At 57.7% G+C, this 20,504-nt stretch carries 16 protein-coding genes; 10 read left to right on the top strand and 6 right to left on the bottom strand.

Annotation, left to right across the window (positions count from 1 at the left end):
- Positions 1-70 precede the first annotated feature (70 nt).
- The 4 genes from cydD (at position 71) to infA (ending at position 4,873) form a co-directional block, all read left to right on the top strand.
- Positions 71-1,837 (top strand): heme ABC transporter permease/ATP-binding protein CydD, encoded by a 1,767-nt coding sequence (gene cydD / locus CWM54_RS00835; protein WP_100695660.1) that lies wholly within the window; start codon positions 71-73, stop codon positions 1,835-1,837.
- Positions 1,838-3,559, top strand: coding sequence for a heme ABC transporter ATP-binding protein/permease CydC (gene cydC / locus CWM54_RS00830; RefSeq protein ID WP_100681552.1), 1,722 nt, complete (start codon positions 1,838-1,840; stop codon positions 3,557-3,559). It abuts the gene before it with no gap.
- A gap of 39 nt (positions 3,560-3,598) precedes the next feature.
- Positions 3,599-4,303, top strand: a complete 705-nt coding sequence (gene aat / locus CWM54_RS00825; RefSeq protein WP_061155195.1) for a leucyl/phenylalanyl-tRNA--protein transferase — start codon at positions 3,599-3,601, stop codon at positions 4,301-4,303.
- 351 nt (positions 4,304-4,654) lie between these two features.
- Entirely contained in the window at positions 4,655-4,873 is a 219-nt protein-coding gene (gene infA / locus CWM54_RS00820) for a translation initiation factor IF-1 (RefSeq protein ID WP_001040187.1), read from the top strand.
- 118 nt (positions 4,874-4,991) lie between these two features.
- Here infA and clpA read toward each other — a convergent pair whose 3' ends face one another.
- A complete protein-coding gene (gene clpA, locus CWM54_RS00815) occupies positions 4,992-7,271 on the bottom strand; it encodes an ATP-dependent Clp protease ATP-binding subunit ClpA (RefSeq protein ID WP_061155196.1) in 2,280 nt (759 codons plus the stop codon).
- Positions 7,272-7,301: 30 nt separating this feature from the next.
- A complete protein-coding gene (gene clpS / locus CWM54_RS00810; RefSeq protein ID WP_002896520.1) occupies positions 7,302-7,619 on the bottom strand; it encodes an ATP-dependent Clp protease adapter ClpS in 318 nt (105 codons plus the stop codon).
- A 325-nt stretch (positions 7,620-7,944) separates the two neighbouring features.
- Here clpS and cspD point away from each other — a divergent pair, with 325 nt between their 5' ends.
- On the top strand, positions 7,945-8,166 hold the full coding sequence (gene cspD / locus CWM54_RS00805; RefSeq protein WP_002896516.1) for a cold shock-like protein CspD: 222 nt from the start codon (positions 7,945-7,947) through the stop codon (positions 8,164-8,166).
- 66 nt (positions 8,167-8,232) lie between these two features.
- On the opposite strand, the gene macB is transcribed toward cspD, so the two are convergent.
- From macB to CWM54_RS00790, 3 genes are all read right to left on the bottom strand, one after another.
- On the bottom strand, positions 8,233-10,173 hold the full coding sequence (gene macB / locus CWM54_RS00800; protein ID WP_061155197.1) for a macrolide ABC transporter ATP-binding protein/permease MacB: 1,941 nt from the start codon (positions 10,171-10,173) through the stop codon (positions 8,233-8,235).
- Entirely contained in the window at positions 10,170-11,285 is a 1,116-nt protein-coding gene (gene macA, locus CWM54_RS00795; RefSeq protein ID WP_100695658.1) for a macrolide transporter subunit MacA, read from the bottom strand. Before macA ends, macB begins: the two co-directional genes overlap by 4 nt.
- Positions 11,286-11,422: 137 nt before the next feature.
- Positions 11,423-13,081, bottom strand: coding sequence for an ATP-dependent endonuclease (locus tag CWM54_RS00790; RefSeq protein ID WP_061155199.1), 1,659 nt, complete (start codon positions 13,079-13,081; stop codon positions 11,423-11,425).
- 419 nt (positions 13,082-13,500) lie between these two features.
- On the opposite strand from CWM54_RS00790, the gene aqpZ reads away from it, so the two are divergent.
- From aqpZ to hcr, 4 genes are all read left to right on the top strand, one after another.
- Positions 13,501-14,196, top strand: a complete 696-nt coding sequence (aqpZ, locus tag CWM54_RS00785; RefSeq protein WP_002896434.1) for an aquaporin Z — start codon at positions 13,501-13,503, stop codon at positions 14,194-14,196.
- A gap of 115 nt (positions 14,197-14,311) precedes the next feature.
- Positions 14,312-15,211, top strand: a complete 900-nt coding sequence (locus CWM54_RS00780; RefSeq protein WP_100681555.1) for a lysine exporter LysO family protein — start codon at positions 14,312-14,314, stop codon at positions 15,209-15,211.
- Positions 15,212-15,354: 143 nt separating this feature from the next.
- The gene (gene hcp, locus CWM54_RS00775) at positions 15,355-17,007 is read left to right on the top strand and encodes a hydroxylamine reductase (protein WP_061156393.1); all 1,653 of its coding nucleotides are present in this window, start codon (positions 15,355-15,357) and stop codon (positions 17,005-17,007) included.
- A 10-nt stretch (positions 17,008-17,017) separates the two neighbouring features.
- Entirely contained in the window at positions 17,018-17,986 is a 969-nt protein-coding gene (gene hcr / locus CWM54_RS00770) for an NADH oxidoreductase (protein WP_100695656.1), read from the top strand.
- A 207-nt stretch (positions 17,987-18,193) separates the two neighbouring features.
- On the opposite strand, the gene CWM54_RS00760 is transcribed toward hcr, so the two are convergent.
- Complete coding sequence (locus tag CWM54_RS00760; RefSeq protein ID WP_100695654.1) at positions 18,194-18,628, bottom strand: DoxX family protein; 435 nt, start codon at positions 18,626-18,628, stop codon at positions 18,194-18,196.
- Between the two features lie 151 nt (positions 18,629-18,779).
- Between CWM54_RS00760 and poxB the strand changes: the two genes are divergently transcribed.
- A complete protein-coding gene (poxB, locus tag CWM54_RS00755) occupies positions 18,780-20,498 on the top strand; it encodes a ubiquinone-dependent pyruvate dehydrogenase (protein ID WP_074386614.1) in 1,719 nt (572 codons plus the stop codon).
- Positions 20,499-20,504 lie beyond the last annotated feature (6 nt).

The following is a 20,504-nucleotide window of genomic DNA, read 5'->3' as shown; positions in this document are numbered from 1 at the left end:
GCCTTTATTTTTGCCGCGATGTAACATTGCCGTGCCCAATATTCCCACAACGATACCTGCAAAGCGCGCAATGAATAAAACCCGTCAACAAGAGTTAACCCGCTGGTTAAAACAGCAAAGTATTATCTCCCGTCGCTGGTTGATGATTTCCCGCCTGCTTGGCGTGGCAAGCGGTCTGCTGATCGTGGCGCAGGCCTGGTTCCTGGCGCGGATCCTGCACCGGATGGTGATGGAAAATATTCCGGCAACCGCCCTGCTGCTGCCGCTGACGCTGCTGGTACTGGTCTTTGTGCTGCGCGCCTGGGTGGTCTGGTTGCGTGAGCGGGTCGGCTTTCAGGCCGGGCAGCATATCCGCTATGAAATTCGCCGCCAGGTTCTTGACCGCCTCCAGCAGGCGGGCCCGGCCTGGATCCAGGGCAAACCGGCCGGCAGTTGGGCAACGCTTATCCTTGAGCAGATCGATGATATGCACGATTACTATGCGCGATACCTGCCCCAGATGACGCTGGCGGCCTGCGTACCGCTGCTGATCGTTATCACTATTTTCCCGATTAACTGGGCCGCCGCGTTGATCCTCCTCGGCACCGCCCCGCTGATCCCGCTTTTCATGGCGCTGGTCGGGATGGGCGCCGCCGATGCCAACCGGCGTAACTTCCAGGCGCTGGCCCGCCTCAGCGGCCATTTCCTCGACCGCCTGCGCGGCATGGAAACCCTGCGTATTTTTCACCGCGGTCAGGCAGAAATCGATAATATTCGCGACGCCTCGCAGGATTTTCGCCAACGCACCATGGAAGTCCTGCGTCTGGCCTTCCTCTCCTCCGGGGTGCTGGAGTTTTTCACCTCCCTCTCCATTGCGCTGGTGGCGGTCTATTTTGGCTTCTCTTACCTTGGCGAGCTGAACTTCGGCCACTATGGCGCGGGCGTCACGCTGATGGCAGGCTTCCTGACGCTGATCCTCGCGCCGGAATTTTTCCAGCCGTTACGTGACCTGGGCACCTTCTACCATGCCAAAGCCCAGGCCGTGGGCGCCGCAGACAGCCTGAAAACGTTTATGGAAACCCCATTGACCCAGCTGGAGCGCGGCGAAAAAACCTTAAATGATAGCGATCTGATTGGCGTGGAAGCGCGCGACCTGGTGATCAAGTCTCCGGAAGGTAAAGTCCTGGCCGGGCCGCTTAACTTTTCACTGCCTGCTGGCGCACGCGTTGTGCTGGTGGGTCAGAGCGGCTCCGGAAAAAGTTCGCTGCTGAACACACTGCTCGGCTTTTTGCCCTACGAGGGCTCGTTGAAGGTCAACGGCGCGGAGTTGCGCGAACTGGACACCGAACGCTGGCGCCGCCTGTTAAGCTGGGTGGGACAGAATCCCCAGCTACCTGCCGCCACGCTACGGGAGAATGTGCTGCTGGCGTGGCCGGAAGCCAGCGATGCCCAGCTTCGGCTGGCGCTGGATAAAGCCTGGGTCAGTGAGTTTATCGCCCTGTTGCCGGACGGGATCCATACCGCCGTGGGCGATCAGGCGGGTCGTCTGTCGGTAGGTCAGGCGCAGCGTATCGCGGTTGCTCGCGCGCTGTTGGTGCCCTGCCGCCTGCTGTTGCTGGATGAACCCGCCGCCAGCCTCGACGCCCATAGCGAACAACGGGTGATGCAGGCCCTGACCCATGCCTCCACCGAGCAAACCACGCTGCTGGTTACCCACCAGCTCGAGGGACTGGCTGACTGGGATGCCGTCTGGGTCATGCAGGACGGACAGATTATCGAGCAAGGCGACTACGCCACGCTGGCCCGCGCCAGTGGGGCCTTCTCGGCGCTGCTGGCCCATCGTCGGGAGGAGATTTAAATGCGCGCACTTTTACCCTATCTGGCGCTTTATAAACGCCATAAATGGATGCTGCTGCTCGGCGTCGTGCTAGCCATCGTGACCCTGCTGGCCAGCATCGGCCTGCTGACGCTCTCCGGCTGGTTCCTCTCCGCCTCAGCGGTGGTGGGTGTCGCCGGGATCTACAGTTTTAACTATATGCTGCCTGCCGCGGGCGTCCGCGGCGCGGCGATTATCCGTACCGCCGGACGCTACTTTGAGCGTCTGGTTAGCCATGACGCGACCTTCCGCGTGCTGCAGCACCTGCGCGTCTTCACCTTCAGCAAACTGCTGCCCCTCTCTCCGGCGGGGCTGGCGCGCTTTCGCCAGGGTGAACTGCTCAACCGGGTGGTGGCCGACGTCGATACCCTGGATCATCTCTACCTGCGGGTGATTTCACCGCTGGTCGGCGCGCTGGTGGTGATTGTGGTGGTCACCTGCGGATTAAGCCTGCTCGACGTCACTCTCGCGCTGACGCTCGGCGGCATCATGCTGGTCACCCTGCTGGTTATGCCGCCGCTGTTCTATCGCGCGGGTAAACCGGCCGGCGAAAGTATGACGCAGCTGCGCGGTCAGTATCGCCAACAGCTTACTGCCTGGCTGCAGGGCCAGGCAGAGCTGATGGTGTTTAACGCCAGCGACCGCTACCGCGCGCAAATGGAAAAGACCGAGCTCAGCTGGCAGGACGCGCAGCGCCGTCAGGCCGAGCTGACCGCGCTTTCGCAGGCGGTAATGCTGTTAATCGGCGGCATCGCCGTGGTGGCCATGCTCTGGCTGGCGTCCGCTGGCATCGGGGGTAACAGCCAGCCAGGGGCATTGATCGCGCTGTTTGTTTTCTGCGCGCTGGCGGCCTTCGAAGCCCTGGCGCCGGTGACCGGCGCTTTCCAGCATTTAGGCCAGGTGATCGCCTCCGCACGGCGGATTTCGCAGATCACCGAGCAGCAGCCGGAGGTCACCTTTGTCGAAAGTGAAGCCAGGGTGCCTGCGCAGGTGGCCTTAACCTTCAGGCAGGTTACCTTCCGCTATCCGCAACAGCCCTCCCCCGCCCTGGAGAATATCTCCCTGCAGATTACCGCCGGTGAGCATATCGCCATCCTTGGGCGAACCGGCTGTGGAAAGTCAACGCTGTTGCAGTTGCTCACCCGCGCCTGGGACCCGGCACAGGGAGAGATTTTGCTCAACGACCAGCCGCTGTCCCAGCTCAGCGAAGCCAGCCTGCGTCAGGCAATGAGCGTGGTGCCGCAGCGCGTGCACCTGTTCAGCGCTACGCTGCGCGACAACCTGCTGCTGGCGGCGCCAGACGCTGACGATACTGCGCTGTGCGTAACCCTCGAGAAAGTGGGGCTGGAAAAGCTGCTGGAAGATGGCGGACTGAACAGCTGGCTGGGGGAAGGCGGACGCCAGCTATCCGGCGGCGAACTGCGCCGGCTGGCCATTGCCCGCGCACTGCTCCATGATGCGCCGCTGATGCTGCTCGATGAGCCGACAGAAGGTCTGGATGCGGCCACCGAAAGCCAGATCCTGCATCTTCTGGCGGAAGTAATGCGCGAGAAAACCGTGCTGATGGTGACGCACCGCCTGCGGGGCCTGGCGCGTTTTAATCAGATAATAGTCATGGACAACGGCCAGATAATTGAGCAAGGTAGTCACGCGGATTTGCTCGCTAAACAGGGCCGGTACTTCCAGTTTAAACAGCGTCTGTAGGCTATTATCTAATTTTTGCTGATGCGTATTGAGGTTAAAATGCGTCTGGTTCAGCTCTCCCGGCATTCTATCGCCTTCCCTTCCCCGGAAGGCGCCCTGCGTGAACCTAACGGCCTGCTGGCGCTTGGCGGCGATCTGAGCCCGGCGCGTCTGCTGATGGCCTATCAGCGCGGTATTTTCCCCTGGTTTTCTCCTGGCGACCCGATCCTCTGGTGGTCGCCCGATCCCCGGGCGGTGCTCTGGCCGGAACAGTTTCATCTCAGCCGCAGCATGAAGCGTTTTCATCAGCGTTCGCCTTATCGCGTCACGCTGAATCATGCCTTTGGCGAGGTCATTGAAGGCTGCGCCAGCGATCGTGACGAAGGGACCTGGATAACCAGCAGTATCGTTCGCGCTTATCACCAGCTACATGAGCTGGGTCATGCCCACTCCATTGAAGTCTGGCAGGGGAATACTCTGGTGGGGGGAATGTACGGCGTGGCGCAAGGGGCGCTGTTTTGCGGTGAATCGATGTTCAGCCGGGCAGAAAATGCCTCCAAAACCGCGCTGCTGGTATTCTGTCAGGCTTTTGCGCAGAGTGGTGGTAAATTAATCGACTGCCAGGTACTGAACAATCATACCGCCTCATTAGGCGCGGTGGATATTCCCCGCCGCGATTATCTTGACTACCTGTCAGTATTACGCGGTTACCGCCTGCCCGAGCGATTTTGGGTGCCGCGGGTGCTATTTCCAGGCGCGCAATAAAAATGTTTTCAGCACATTTTGCGTCAGGATGGTATAATTGCGCGGTAGAGTAGCTTCTGCCTGTTGCCCCGCCGCCGTTTGGGAATAATAAGAGTCAGATAACGCCCATCGTTCTGTCACTCCCCTTTACGTTTGCGCCTGTCACGCGGCATAGCCGTGTGTGTTCCGGGCAATGCGCCAAAACTACTTCGGCGATTCATACCCGTCATATATCCGTTGCCGGTGTGCTGACTGTGCGCTTTCCGGCAAGGTGAATTATTCAGGGTAGATACGTAAAACTTTACTTACATGATGAACTTCGGCATTATCTTGCCGGTTCAAAACTACGGTAGTGATACCCCAGAGGACTAGATGGCCAAAGAAGACAATATTGAAATGCAGGGCACCGTACTTGAAACGTTGCCTAACACTATGTTCCGCGTAGAACTGGAAAACGGTCACGTGGTAACTGCGCATATTTCCGGTAAAATGCGTAAAAACTACATCCGCATTCTGACGGGCGACAAAGTGACTGTTGAGCTGACCCCGTACGACCTGAGCAAAGGCCGCATTGTCTTCCGTAGTCGCTGATTGTTTTCGCCCCTAAGGCGTCAGATGCTGAAGGCCGGGATAATTCCCGGTCTTTTCATTTCTGCCACCGGCAAAAAAAAACCGGCCCTGGGCCGGTTTTTACGTTGAAGACATCGCGTTAGTGGGCGGCTTCCGGTTTGTGCTTTTGCGCGCTCTGGAAATCGTAGATCAGCGCATTCTTCGCGCTGTCCAGAGACACCGTCACCTGGCCACCATCGACCAGCGAGCCGAACAGCAGCTCGTTCGCCAGCGGCTTTTTCAGGTTGTCCTGAATGACGCGTCCCATTGGACGTGCACCCATCGCCCGGTCGTAGCCTTTCTCCGCCAGCCAGTCGCGCGCTTCCTGACTCACTTCCAGGGAGACGCCTTTCTGGTCCAGCTGGACCTGCAGCTCGACGATAAACTTGTCGACAACCTGATGGATCACCGTGGTAGAGAGGTGATCGAACCAGATAATGTTGTCGAGGCGGTTACGGAACTCCGGCGTAAAGATCTTCTTGATCTCATCCATTGCATCCGGACTGTTGTCCTGCTGAATAAGGCCAATCGATTTACGCTCAGTTTCCCGCACCCCGGCGTTCGTGGTCATCACCAGCACCACGTTGCGGAAGTCCGCTTTACGCCCGTTGTTATCAGTCAGCGTACCGTTATCCATCACCTGCAGCAGCAGGTTGAACACATCCGGATGCGCTTTTTCGATCTCATCAAGCAGCAGCACCGCGTGCGGATGTTTAATCACCGCATCGGTCAGCAGCCCGCCCTGATCGAAGCCAACGTAACCCGGAGGCGCCCCGATTAAACGGCTGACGGTATGACGTTCCATATATTCGGACATGTCAAAACGCAGCAGCTCAATACCCAGCGCCTTCGCCAGCTGCACGGTCACTTCGGTTTTCCCGACCCCGGTAGGCCCGGCGAACAGGAATGACCCAACCGGCTTGTGCTCATGTCCCAGCCCGGCGCGCGCCATTTTGATAGCTTCGGTCAGCGCCTCAATGGCTTTATCCTGACCAAAGACCAGCATTTTCAGACGGTCGCCAAGGTTTTTCAGCGTATCGCGATCGCTCTGGGAGACGCTCTTCTCAGGGATCCGCGCAATACGCGCCACCACTGACTCGATATCCGCCACATTAACCGTTTTCTTACGCTTGCTGACCGGCATTAAGCGCGCCCGCGCGCCCGCTTCGTCAATGACGTCAATCGCCTTATCCGGCAGATGACGATCGTTAATGTATTTTACCGCCAGCTCAACCGCCGCACGCACCGCTTTGGCGGTATAACGCACATCATGGTGCGCTTCGTACTTCGGCTTCAGGCCATTAATAATCTGCACCGTCTCTTCCACCGACGGTTCGGTGATATCAATTTTCTGGAAACGACGGGCCAGCGCACGATCTTTCTCAAAGATGTTGCTGAACTCCTGGTAGGTGGTGGAGCCGATCACCCGGATCTTGCCGCTGGAAAGCAGTGGTTTGATCAGGTTAGCCGCATCGACCTGGCCGCCAGAAGCCGCCCCCGCACCGATAATGGTGTGGATTTCATCAATAAACAGGATGCTGTTGGTATCCTGCTCCAGCTGTTTGAGCAACGCTTTGAAGCGTTTTTCAAAATCGCCACGATATTTGGTCCCTGCCAGCAAAGAGCCAATGTCGAGCGAGTAGATGGTGCAGTCGGCCATCACTTCCGGCACATCGCCCTGCACAATGCGCCAGGCAAGGCCTTCGGCGATCGCGGTTTTACCGACGCCAGATTCCCCCACCAGCAGTGGGTTATTTTTACGGCGACGGCACAGGACCTGAATCGCGCGCTCCAGCTCTTTTTCACGGCCGATCAGGGGATCAATGCCGCCGACGCGAGCAAGCTGATTGAGGTTGGTGGTGAAGTTTTCCATACGTTCCTCCCCGCCGGCTTGCTCTTCATTGCCAGGCTGGCTTCCGCTGTTATCGGAAGACTGGCTCGGCTCGTCTTTGCGTGTACCATGAGAAATGAAGTTCACCACATCGAGTCGGCTGACTTCATGTTTACGCAGCAGGTAAGCGGCCTGCGACTCCTGCTCGCTGAAAATGGCCACCAGTACGTTGGCGCCGGTCACTTCGCTGCGGCCAGAAGATTGCACGTGGAAGACGGCGCGCTGCAGCACACGCTGGAAGCTCAGCGTCGGCTGGGTGTCACGCTCTTCTTCCGTGGCTGGCAGGACGGGTGTGGTTTGTTCGATGAAGGCTTCAAGTTCCTGACGCAATGCCACCAGGTCCACTGAACACGCTTCCAGGGCCTCACGGGCCGAGGGGTTGCTTAGCAGAGCCAGCAGCAAGTGCTCGACGGTCATAAACTCATGACGGTGCTCGCGCGCTCTGGCGAAAGCCATATTTAAACTGAGTTCCAGTTCTTGATTGAGCATAGGCACCTCCCCCAATTTTCATGCCTGTATTCAGGCTTTTTCCAGCGTACACAGCAATGGATGCTCGTTCTCCCTCGCGTACTGATTCACCATAGCGACTTTGGTCTCCGCCACTTCCGCGGTAAACACGCCACAAATCGCCTTACCTTCATAGTGAACCGTGAGCATCAGTTGCGTTGCACGTTCAACATCATAAGAAAAGAATTTTTGTAACACGTCAATAACAAACTCCATTGGAGTGTAGTCATCATTGACCAATATCACTTTATACATAGATGGCGGTTTAATCGCATCACGAACTTCGTCGTCAACCAGGTGCTCGAAGTCCAGCCAATCTCTCTTACTCATCGTCAGTGTTCATCATCGGTTGCTGTTGCCAACAGGCGGAGGCCTGTCGATGACCAGAGGTTATGCTCATCACAAATCTACAACAGATCATAGATAACTATCATCTATCGCTTCTATCCGCGACGGCTGTCACATTCCCCGGCAATAGCGTTAACTGCTTCAAATTTTGACGCATTTTTCGCCTTTCCCCCTCCTCAATCGCTTGACGCGTTTTCGTATTTCTCTAAATTGTAGTGGCGAGAGTTGGCGAGCAATTGAACAACTCGTCACTCCACCACCGGTTCATTCCATCTTACTTATAAAGATTTACGAAGGATGTCGAAGTATGGAAATGGGTACTGTTAAGTGGTTCAACAATGCCAAAGGGTTCGGTTTTATCTGCCCTGAGGGCGGCGGCGAAGACATTTTCGCCCATTACTCCACCATCCAGATGGATGGTTACAGAACGCTAAAAGCCGGACAAGCCGTTCGGTTTGATGTTCACCAGGGGCCAAAAGGCAACCACGCCAGCGTGATCGTCCCTGTGGAAGCGGAAACGGCTGCATAACTCTTTTGCTTCATTGTGTACATCCTGCTAATAAAATGCCAGTCCTTCTGACTGGCATTTTTATTTCTATTCGCGTGCCAGCGCATCCACCGGATCGAGCCGTGCCGCGTTGCGCGCAGGCAGCCAACCAAACAGCACCCCGGTCAACGTCGAACAGAGAAAAGCCGTCACCAGCGCCAGCGGGGAAAAACCGATCTCCCAGCCGGGCAGAAACAGCTGCAGAATAAACGCGATCATCAGCGACAACGTGACCCCCAGCGCACCACCGACCAGGCAAACCAGCACCGCTTCGATGAGAAACTGCTGCAGTACATCGCTGGCCCGCGCACCAACCGCCATGCGGATGCCGATTTCCCGCGTCCGTTCGGTCACCGACACCAGCATGATATTCATTACGCCAATACCGCCAACCACCAGGGCAATCACCGCTACCAATGTCAGGAACAGCTGTAAGGTATGTGTGGTCCTTTCTGCGGTTTTCAAGATGCTGTCCATATTCCAGGTGAATACATCTTTTTTTCCATGCCGCAGCTCCAGCAGCCGCAGCAGCTGTTTCTCTGCGGTTTCACTGTCATAACCTTCATGAACGCGTACCGTAATGGAGTTCAGCCACGACTGGCCCATCACTCTTCCCGCCATGGTGGTGTAAGGCAACCAGACGCGGAGAATTTTACTGCTGCCAAACATTGACTGTTTTTCATCCGCGACGCCGATCACCGTGGCCGGCATATTGCCCACCAGAATCACCTCGCCCACCACTTTCGCTTTATTGGGAAACAGCTGGCGACGGGTATTGCTGTCGAGCACCACCACCTGCGCCCGACTATTAAGCTGCAGTTCATTAAAGGTATTGCCTTCGCTGAAGGTCATGCCGTAAACATTAAAGTACTGCGGCCCGACCCCTTCCGCGCTGGCGGCAACGTCAATATTGTTGGCGCGCAGGCGCAGGCTTTTCGATACCGCCGGCGTGGCGGAACGCACCCATGGCTGTTTCTGGATCGCCAGCAAATCGTCATATTTCAGCGCCTGCTGATAACGCGGGTCGTCATCGCCAAAATCCTTTCCGGGATAGACATCGATGGTATTGGTGCCGATGGCGCGAATATCCGCCAGCACCATCTGCTTGGCGGCATCACCGACCACCACGATCGATACCACCGACGCAATACCGATAATAATACCGAGCATGGTCAGCAGGGTACGCATTTTATTCGCCGCCATCGCCCGCCACGCCATCACCAGCGCTTCGCGAAAGCCACTGGTAAACTGACGCCACGCCGAGGGTTCCGCCTGCTGACGGGCGCGCAGCCCACCGCCCTGGCGGCTGCCGGGTGGATTGCGGACGATCTCGCCATCGCGGATCTCGATAATCCGCTCCGCCTGGGCTGCGACCTGCGGATCGTGGGTGACAATGATGACCGTATGGCCCTGAGCTTTGAGCTGATGCAGGATCGCCATCACCTCTTCGCCGGAATGGCTGTCCAGCGCGCCGGTCGGTTCATCCGCCAGAATCACTTCCCCGCCGTTCATCAGCGCACGGGCGATACTCACCCGCTGCTGCTGGCCGCCAGACAGCTGCGACGGCTGATAGTCAGCCCGATCGCCCAGCCCCAGACGCACCAGCAGATCATGGGCGCGCGCCAGGCGCGCCCGCCGCTCACTGCCGGCATACACCGCGGGCACTTCAACGTTCTGCGCGGCGGTAAGATGCGACAGCAAGTGGTAGCGTTGAAAGATAAAACCAAAGTGTTCTCGCCGCAGCCGGGCCAGCGCATCGCCATTCAACTGCGCGATATCGGTTCCCGCCACCCGGTAGGTGCCGCTGGTCGGTTTGTCGAGACAGCCAAGAATATTCATCAGCGTCGATTTACCCGAGCCGGAGGCACCCACGATCGCCACCATCTCCCCCGCATTGATGCTGAGGGTGATCCCCTTCAGTACCTCAACGCTGCCGTCGCCGGAAGGGTAGCTGCGACGAATATCACGCAGCTCAAGCAGCGCCGTCATTTTGCCTCCCCGCTCGCGCTCTCGCCGACGATCACTTCATCTCCCTCATCCAGCCCCTGCACCACCGCGACGTCGGTATCGTTGCGGGCGCCAATGGCAACCTCACGCTCTTTTACCTCGCCGGTGCGCAACAGCCGGACGTGATAGCGGTTATCACCCACCGCATCGCCCAGGGCGCTCAGCGGGATGGTAATCACATTTTTCACCTCGGCCAGCTGAATATGCACCTGCGCGGTCATGTCGAGACGCAGGATCCCCTGCGGATTCGGCACCTCGAAGCGGGCATAGTAGAAGATGGCGTCATTGACTTTTTCCGGCGTCGGCAGAATGTCTTTCAGCGTGCCTTCATAACGAGTCAGCGGGTCGCCCAGTACGGTAAACCACGCCTTTTGCCCCGGTCGGAGGTGGATGACATCCGCTTCAGACACCTGCGCTTTGACCAGCATGGTGCTGAGATCCGCCAGCGTCAGAATGTTCGGCGCCTGCTGGGCGGCGATCACCGTCTGCCCCTGCAGGGTGGTAATTTGCGTCACTTCGCCAGCCATCGGCGCCAGGATCCGCGTGTAGTCAAGGTTGGTCTTCGCCGTGTCGAGCGTCGCCTGGTTACGCTTGATTTGCGCTTCAATGGTACCGATTTGCGCCTGTTTCACCGCCAGGTCGGTGGCTGCGGTATCAAGGTCCTGTCGCGAGACCAGCTGGCGCTGCGCCAGTTGCTGCTGACGGGCCAGAGTCACCTGCGCCAGTTTGCTCTCCGCGCGCGCCTGATTGAGCTGGGCACGCAGTTCCATCAGCGTCGCTTCAACCTCTTTAATTTGGTTTTGCGCCTGCTCCGGATCGATAACCCCCAGCAACTGGTCCTTTTTGACCTTATCGCCGATGTTGACGTGCAGCGTTTTCAGCTGTCCGCTGACCTGGGCGCCGACGTCAACTTTCCGCAGGGCATCCAGCTTACCGGTGGCCAGCACGCTCTGCTGGAGGTCACCTTTGCGCACCACCAGCGTCTGGTAGTGCGGCAGCGGCGCATTCAGGATCCGCCATCCCCAGACGGCCAGACCCAGCACAACGATCGCTAACAACCACCAGATTGTCCTGCGTTTTCCCTTCACTTTCATTATCCGATTCCTGCTGTTTCCCTGCCGCTCCAGACGGTGATTCTATCCAAACCCGTCGGCAACAGAACACCCATTTTTAACGTCGCTTACGTTTTGTTTAGCTACCGGAGAGCTTTACGCCAGCCCTACGCCGCAGGTTAATCTGCGCGACCACGAGCCAGCCACAGTACCCGCGAGAACATTTTCTTCAGCAGCGTCGGCACGGCGTCCACCCCGCGTCGGCCAGCCTCCATCGCCACCTCAATCGCCAAATCGGGCTTGGATGAACGATGGATGGCCTTGGTGATCACCCGCCGCATGTTCATGGGGACATTATCCGGGATCTGCGCCACCCGGTGATAAACGTCATCAAATCCCTGACGATACATAAAGTGTTCCATATCCATCGCTGGCAGGCTCGTCAGATGGTCGCGCTCCAGCTCGCGATCGTTATTCAGCAGACCGAGCACGGTGGCGGCATATTTTTTCCCTGCCTCATCGCCATCCACCAGTACGTGCCACTGGATCCCCATCCGGCGGGCAAATTTGATCAGGGGTTTAAGGCCAGACTGGGCAAATTCGATCACCTTCACCCCCTCGGCATCAAAATGATGACCGCACTGGCGGGCCAGTTCGTTAATAACCCAGGTCTCCGTCTCCCCCTCCACCAGCAGCCAACAGCGGGCGAAGAGCGATGAGGCGCGGTTGAAGCGAATATGAAAGGCGATACGCCGGCTGTCTTCGGCATTCATTCCGCCGGGCCCCAGCCGCCACGCCGACACTCTTGCCGATTCACGTACCAGCCGGCAGACCTGCTCCACCGGCGTCAGGGACAGCAACTCTCCGGAATTGGTGGTGGTCACGCGCTGCAGCGGCAGTAAATTCAGCAGGTGCCAGGCGACGGAGAGCATAATCGGATGTAGACGCGTCTCCGGATCCTCAATCAGCAGCAGCGGCCGTGCATCGCGATCGAGGCGCACCGTCCCTTTCGCCTGCAGCAGGGTGGAAAACAGCCCCAGCAGGATCACCCGATGGCTGCGCCCGCCGGGTTTGTCGATCATCCGGTTGATAATATCCAGGTAACGCCAGCTGCGCTGCTCATCATGGGAGCGCCGCCGCATCAGGCGATGCCGCGTCTGGGCGCTGCTTTGCTCGGCAAAGTAATGCTCCAGCAGCTGCACCATGGCCGACAACCCCTCGCGGATCTGACCGTCCGATAAATTTTGCGGATGACTGACCAGTTCCCGGGAGAGAAAATCCAGCTGGCGGGCGGTGATCTCTATCTGCGGCGAATGCGGTACCGTTCCGTTATGGATGCGCCGCATAAAGCGCGCATCGCGCAGGCGCAGCACCGGCATCAGACGCACCAGGTGTCTGGCCAGGTCATCAATATCCTCAACCGCCAGCGCTTCGCCTTCGCCATCGATAAAGCTCCGCAGGGTCATCACGCTGTCGTCATCGGCGAGCTCGCCTTCCAGGCGGTAGAACACCCGATGATAACCATCGTCACAAGGTACCCAGCAACGCTGAAGCGGACGAAAACGCCGGACCCGATGGCGGCCCGGTTCGCTTTCGCGGAAGGTCAGGATAATATGCAAATGGTGCTCGCGCCCCTGGATGTCGCCCGGGGGAAACCAGAAGTCATCGCGGACAAAGTGATAAAGATCGAACTCAGGGGACAAAAGCAGGGTTAGTGCATCAAGCAGACTGGACTTCCCCCACGCGTTCTCCCCGATCAGGACGTTATTTTGCTCCAGCATCAACGACAAACGATTGATACCGCGAAAACCGACGATTTCTACGCGCTCAAGAAGCATATCCCCTCCGCTAAACCACCACTCTCCTTCAGTAATCAACAGTATAGCGAGGGCAGCGGCAAGATGACACTCTGCTTAATCGCATCGGCGCATCATATTCAGCAGATTAAATATATTCATAAAATTACTCACTTATCACCTATTACCGACTGTTGATTATTCATCAAACAAAATAATTTTATTTCAGGCGTTATGTTCTACACTATTGATAATCTTCCACGGATAAAGGAAAGGCTAAACTGGCAAAAGGAATCCACTCACCTTGCCCTAAATCAAATAATATCAATATATTTAACTGGCTCTGGGATGGCGGTTATCTCTAGAATAACGCCGCTTTATTTTTATCGTCATCCCTTATCACGATAAATAAAGACCGGCACGGTCCGCTCGTGCGCGTATACATTTTAATTGAGGTGGTTATGTTCAGAAAATTAGCAGCCGAATGCTTCGGCACCTTCTGGCTTGTATTTGGTGGCTGCGGTAGCGCCGTGCTTGCCGCAGCATTCCCTGAGCTCGGCATTGGTTTTGCCGGCGTCGCGTTGGCATTTGGCTTAACGGTATTAACCATGGCGTTTGCGGTTGGCCATATTTCCGGGGGGCATTTCAACCCGGCAGTGACCTTGGGTCTGTGGGCCGGCGGCCGTTTCCCGGCGAAAGAGGTCATTGGCTATATCATCGCTCAGGTGGTCGGCGGCATTATTGCCGCGGCGGTGCTGTATGTGGTGGCCAGCGGTAAAGCCGGCTTTGATGCCGCCGCCAGCGGCTTTGCTTCTAACGGCTATGGCGAACACTCCCCGGGCGGCTTCTCCATGCTGTCGGCTATCGTCATTGAAATTGTCCTGACCTGCGGCTTCCTGCTGGTTATCCATGGCGCGACCGATAAACACGCGCCGGCGGGCTTTGCGCCGATCGCCATCGGCCTGGCGCTGACCCTCATCCATTTGATCAGCATTCCGGTCACCAACACCTCGGTCAACCCGGCGCGCAGCACCGCGGTAGCGATTTTCCAGGGCGGCTGGGCGCTGCAGCAGCTGTGGCTGTTCTGGGTCATGCCGATCGTCGGCGGGATCCTCGGCGGCGTTCTGTATCGCACCCTGCTGGAAAAACGCGATTAATCCTTTTTAAAGCCCGGGTTTCCGGGCTTTTTCTTTCTGGTGACAGCTTTACTCGGCCCGGTGATTTGGGTAGTGTCATGGGCGCTATTCTCATTATGCAAGGGCTGCATCGTTCATGTTCTCGGGACTCTTCATCATTCTGTTGCCGCTGGTTGTCGGCTATCTGGTGCCACTTCGTCAACCCTCCGCGCTAAAACTGATTAACCGGATGCTCAGCTGGATTGTCTATGTCATCCTTTTTTTTATGGGTATCAGCCTGGCGTTCCTCGACAATATGGCCAGCAACCTGCTGGCCATATTGCATTACGCCGCGGTGAGCGTGGTCATTATTTTACTGTGTAATATTGCCGCCCTGCTGTGGCTGGAAAGTAAAATGCCATGGCGCAGCCAGCATCGGCAGGAGAAATTACCCTCGCGCCTGGCCATGGCCCTGGAATCGCTGCAGCTGTGCGGCGTGGTCGTGCTCGGTTTTCTGCTCGGCCTGACCGGCCTGTCTTTTTTACAGCACGCGACCGAAGCCAGCGAATATACGCTGATCTTTCTCCTGTTCCTCGTCGGTATTCAATTACGCAATAATGGAATGAGTCTGCGACAAATAGTCCTTAACCGTCGGGGAATGATCGTCGCCGTGGTGGTTATGGCCAGCTCATTACTCGGCGGGATACTTAACGCCTTTATTCTCGGTCTGCCGTTAAAGACCGGTCTGGCGATGGCGAGCGGTTTCGGCTGGTACTCGCTCTCCGGTATTTTACTCACCGAATCCTTTGGTCCGGTGATAGGCAGCGCGGCGTTCTTTAACGATCTGTGTCGCGAGCTGCTGGCTATCATGTTAATTCCGGGCCTTGTTCGCCGCAGCCGCTCCACAGCGCTGGGGCTGTGCGGCGCCACTTCGATGGACTTCACCTTACCGGTACTCCAGCGTTCCGGCGGCGTCGAGATTGTTCCTGCCGCCATCGTGCACGGTTTTCTGCTTAGCCTGCTGGTCCCGATCCTGATCGCCTTTTTTACCGCCTGAGTACGCGCTGGCGGCAGCCTTCCTGCCGCCAAATTTGCGCTAAATCAATCTCCCTTTAAGTTGTATCAGAAATGCCTTTTCACCTTGTGCCATGCGGCATAACCTTAAACATGTATATTAAATATAACTTTAAAGGTGTGACCATGTTTTGTGTGCAATGTGAACAAACCATTCGTACCCCAGCCGGCAACGGCTGCTCTTACGCGCAGGGGATGTGCGGTAAAACAGCGGAAACCTCCGATCTGCAGGATCTGCTGATTGCGTCACTGCAAGGCCTGTCCGCCTGGGCGCTCAAGGCCCGCGAATATGGCATTATCGATCATGAGGTCGACAGCTTTGCCCCCCGCGCCTTCTTCTCCACCCTGACCAACGTCAACTTCGATTCTCCGCGTATCGTCGGCTATGCCCGTCAGGCGATTGCCCTGCGTGAGGCGCTGAAAGCACAGTGCCTGAATCTCGACGCCAGCGCCGCGGTTGATAACCCGGTAGCCGATCTACACCTGGTCAGCGACGATCTGGGTGACCTGCAGCGTCAGGCGGCAGACTATGCCCCAAATAAAGATAAAGCCGCCATCGGCGAGAATATCCTCGGCCTGCGCCTGCTGTGCCTGTACGGTCTGAAAGGCGCGGCGGCCTATATGGAGCACGCCCACGTGCTCGGCCAGTACGACAACGCGATTTATGCCCAGTACCATAAAATCATGGCATGGCTGGGAACCTGGCCCGCGGATATGAACGCGCTGCTCGAATGTTCGATGGAGATCGGCCAGATGAACTTCCAGGTGATGAGCATCCTTGACGCCGGTGAAACCACCAAATACGGCCACCCAACGCCGACTCAGGTCAACGTTAAAGCCACCGAAGGGAAGTGCATCCTGATCTCCGGCCACGACCTGAAAGATCTCTACAACCTGCTGGAGCAGACGGAAGGCACCGGCGTCAACGTCTATACCCACGGCGAAATGCTGCCGGCACACGGCTATCCGGAGCTGCGTAAATTCAAACATCTGATCGGCAACTACGGCAGCGGCTGGCAGAACCAGCAGGTGGAATTCGCCCGCTTCCCGGGCCCTATCGTGATGACCTCGAACTGCATCATCGACCCCACCGTCGGCGCCTACGACGATCGTATCTGGACCCGCAGCATCGTCGGCTGGCCGGGCGTGAATCATCTGGAAGGTGAAGACTTCTCCCCGGTTATCACCCAGGCGCAGCAGATGGCGGGCTTCCCGTACAGCGAAATCCCGCATCTGATCACCGTCGGCTTTGGCCGTCAGACGCTGCTTGGCGCAGCGGATACGCTAATCGATCTGGTCAGCCGTGAAAAACTGCGCCACATCTTCCTCGTCGGCGGCTGCGACGGCGCCCGCGGGGAGCGTAACTACTTCACCGATTTCGCCACCAGCGTGCCGGATGACTGCCTGATCCTGACGCTGGCCTGCGGTAAATATCGCTTCAACAAGCTGGACTTCGGTGATATCGAAGGCCTGCCGCGTCTGGTCGATGCCGGGCAGTGCAACGATGCCTACTCGGCAATTATTCTCGCGGTTACGCTGGCGGAAAAACTGGGCTGCGGCGTTAACGATCTACCGCTGTCGCTGGTGCTCTCCTGGTTTGAACAAAAAGCGATCGTCATTCTGCTGACGCTACTGTCGCTGGGGGTGAAAAACATCGTCACCGGCCCGACAGCGCCTGGCTTCTTCACTCCGGATCTGCTGGTGGTCCTCAATGAGAAGTTTGGTCTGCGTTCGGTGACCACCGTAGAACAAGATATGCAGCAGCTGCTGAGCGCGTAAGGAGTCCCTGATGACCATGCCAACCTCCCAGTGCCCGTGGCGGATGCAGGTTCACCACATTCACCAGGAAACCCCGGACGTGTGGACGCTTTCGCTACTGTGCCACGATTACTATCCGTACCGCGCCGGCCAGTACGCCCTGGTCAGCGTGCATCACTCGGCGGAAACGCTGCGCGCCTATACCCTTTCCTCCACGCCGGGGGTCAGCGAGTACATTACGCTGACCGTTCGCCGTATTGACGAGGGCGCGGGTTCGCAGTGGTTGACCCGCGAGGTCAAACGCGGCGATTACCTTTGGCTGTCCGATGCGATGGGCGAGTTTACCTGCGACGATAAAGCGGAAGATAAATTCCTGCTGCTGGCCGCCGGCTGCGGCGTAACGCCAATAATGTCGATGCGCCGCTGGCTGGCGAAGTATCGACCGCAGGCCGACGTGCAGGTGATCTATAACGTGCGTTCGCCGGAGGATGTGATCTTTGCCGAGGAGTGGCGCCAGTATCCGGTCACCCTGGTGGCGGAGCACCATGCCACTCATGGCTTTGTCGCCGGCCGTCTGACCCGGGAGCTGCTGCAGAGCGTGCCGGATTTAGCCAGCCGCACCGTGATGACCTGCGGCCCGGCGCCTTATATGGAGAAGGTCGAGCAGGATGTTGCCGCCCTGGGCGTCACCCGCTTCTTTAAAGAGAAGTTCTTCACCCCGGTGGCAGAGGCCGCGACCAGTGGCCTGAAATTTACCAAACTGCAGCCAGCGCGCGAGTTTTACGCGCCGGTGGGCACCACACTGCTTGATGCGCTTGAGAGCAATAAGGTGCCGGTGACCGTCGCCTGCCGCGCCGGCGTCTGCGGTTGCTGTAAAACCAAAGTGGTTTCCGGGAAGTACAGCGTCACCAGCACCATGACGTTAACCGACGCCGAAATCGCCGACGGCTATGTGCTGGCCTGCTCCTGCCATCCGCAGAGCGATCTGGTTCTCGCCTGAGGTCAAAATCCCCGGTGGCGCTACCGCTTACCGGGGCTACAGCGCGGTGCGATTGGGTAGCCCGGAGAAGGCGCAATGCGCCGCCTCCGGGAAAATCCCTGGCGACAATAAACGCTCAGGCGACATGAGATAAACGCTTTCTCGGACTGAAAAAGTTGCAAACCGACAACAGTATCGACTTTACGCCGTAGGACGAATGAGGCATTTTTACCGCCAGGCCGACTGACAGGCCAGCGAATAACGCCCCGCGCCGAGTAGCGCAATCGCCAGCGCGCCAACAAAGAAATAGACCAGGTTCTCGATCGCCCACGCCCCCACCGCATCAAGCGCAAACGTCTTGCCGAGACCGACCATCAGCCACGCCACCACCATGGTGAACGCCAGCACCAGCGCCGCCGGACGGGTCAGGACGCCGAGAATTAACAAGCAGGGAGCGACCACTTCCCCCACCAGCACACCGTAGGCGATAAACCCCGGCAACCCCTTCGCCACCAGCATGCCGCTGATCCCGCCCACGCCGTCCATCAGCTTATGCAGACCGTGAAACAGCATTAACCCGCCGACGGCGAGTCGTAACAAGAGTTTACCGGCGTCTTCATGCGACAGCGTTTTATTTACTGCGTTTAACATTCCCTTAACCATCTGATGTGCTTCCTGTTTTACACCCTGTGTGGTCCCAGAGTATGCACAATTTTTCAGCAATAAAACCAGCAAAAAATAAGGGGCAATCAGCAACGTAACCTGCAGTTTCATCTAAGCTTGAAGGCGTTATCACAAAAAGGAGATGGAGATCATGAAACAAACCGTGGCCGCATACATTGCCAAAACGCTGGAACAGGCTGGCGTGAAACGTATCTGGGGCGTCACCGGAGATTCCCTCAATGGATTGAGCGATAGTCTGAACCGCATGGGCACCATTGACTGGATGCCCACCCGGCACGAAGAGGTCGCTGCTTTCGCCGCTGGCGCCGAGGCGCAACTGACCGGCGAACTGGCGGTCTGCGCCGGTTCCTGCGGGCCGGGCAACCTGCATCTGATTAACGGTCTGTTTGACTGTCATCGTAACCATGTGCCGGTGCTGGCCATTGCCGCCCACATCCCCTCCAGCGAAATCGGCAGCGGCTATTTTCAGGAGACCCATCCTCAGGAACTGTTCCGCGAATGCAGCCACTACTGCGAGCTGGTCTCCACCCCGGAACAAATTCCGCAGGTGCTGGCCATCGCCATGCGTAAAGCGGTGATTAACCGCGGCGTCTCGGTGGTGGTGCTGCCCGGCGACGTGGCGCTGAAGGCCGCCCCGGAGAGCGCCAGCAGCCACTGGTATCATGCGCCGTTGCCGACGGTCACTCCGGCGGAAGAAGAACTGCGCAAGCTGGCGCAGCTTATTCGCTACTCCAGCAATATCGCGCTCATGTGCGGCAGCGGCTGCGCCGGCGCTCACCAGGAGCTGGTGGAGTTCGCGGCCAAAATTAAAGCCCCCATCGTCCACGCTCTGCGCGGCAAAGAGCACGTGGAGTACGACAATCCGTACGATGTCGGCATGACCGGGCTGATTGGCTTCTCCTCTGGCTTCCACACCATGATGAATGCCGATACCCTGATCCTGCTGGGCACCCAGTTCCCCTATCGCGCCTTCTATCCAACCGACGCCAAAATTATTCAGATCGACATCAACCCCGGCAGCATCGGCGCGCACAGTAAGGTCGATATGGCGCTGGTGGGCGATATTAAATCGACCTTGAAAGCGCTACTGCCGCTGCTGGAAGAGAAAACCGATCGCCACTTCCTGGATAAGGCGCTTGAGCACTATCGCGACGCGCGAAAAGGCCTCGACGATCTGGCTAAACCCAGTGATAAAGCCATTCACCCGCAGTATCTGGCGCAGCAGATCAGTCATTTTGCCGATGAAGACGCCATTTTCACCTGCGATGTCGGTACCCCAACCGTCTGGGCAGCACGCTACCTCAAAATGAACGGCAAACGCCGTCTGCTGGGCTCGTTCAACCACGGCTCAATGGCCAACGCCATGCCGCAGGCCATCGGCGTCCAGGCCACTGCGCCGGAGCGGCAGGTAGTGGCCATGTGCGGCGACGGCGGGTTCAGCATGCTGATGGGCGATTTTCTGTCGCTGGCGCAGATGAAGCTGCCAGTGAAAATTGTCATCTTTAACAACAGCGTGCTGGGCTTCGTGGCGATGGAGATGAAGGCTGGGGGCTATCTCACCGACGGTACGGAGCTCCACGATACCAACTTCGCCCGCATCGCCGAGGCCTGCGGTATCAAAGGTATACGCGTTGAAAAAGCCTCCGAGGTGGATGAAGCGCTACAGACCGCTTTTCGCACCGACGGCCCGGTGCTGGTCGATGTCGTCGTCGCTAAAGAGGAACTGGCGATCCCGCCGCAGATCAAGCTGGAACAAGCGAAAGGTTTTAGCCTGTATATGCTGCGGGCGATCATCAGCGGGCGCGGCGATGAAGTCATCGAACTGGCGAAAACCAACTGGCTCAGGTAAAACAGA

The sequence above is a fragment of the Klebsiella sp. D-Nf1 genome, assembly GCF_002810515.1.
Taxonomy (GTDB): domain Bacteria; phylum Pseudomonadota; class Gammaproteobacteria; order Enterobacterales; family Enterobacteriaceae; genus Klebsiella; species Klebsiella variicola.
Note: the sequence above shows the minus strand (reverse complement) of the source record. Positions and strands in the feature narration are given on the sequence as shown.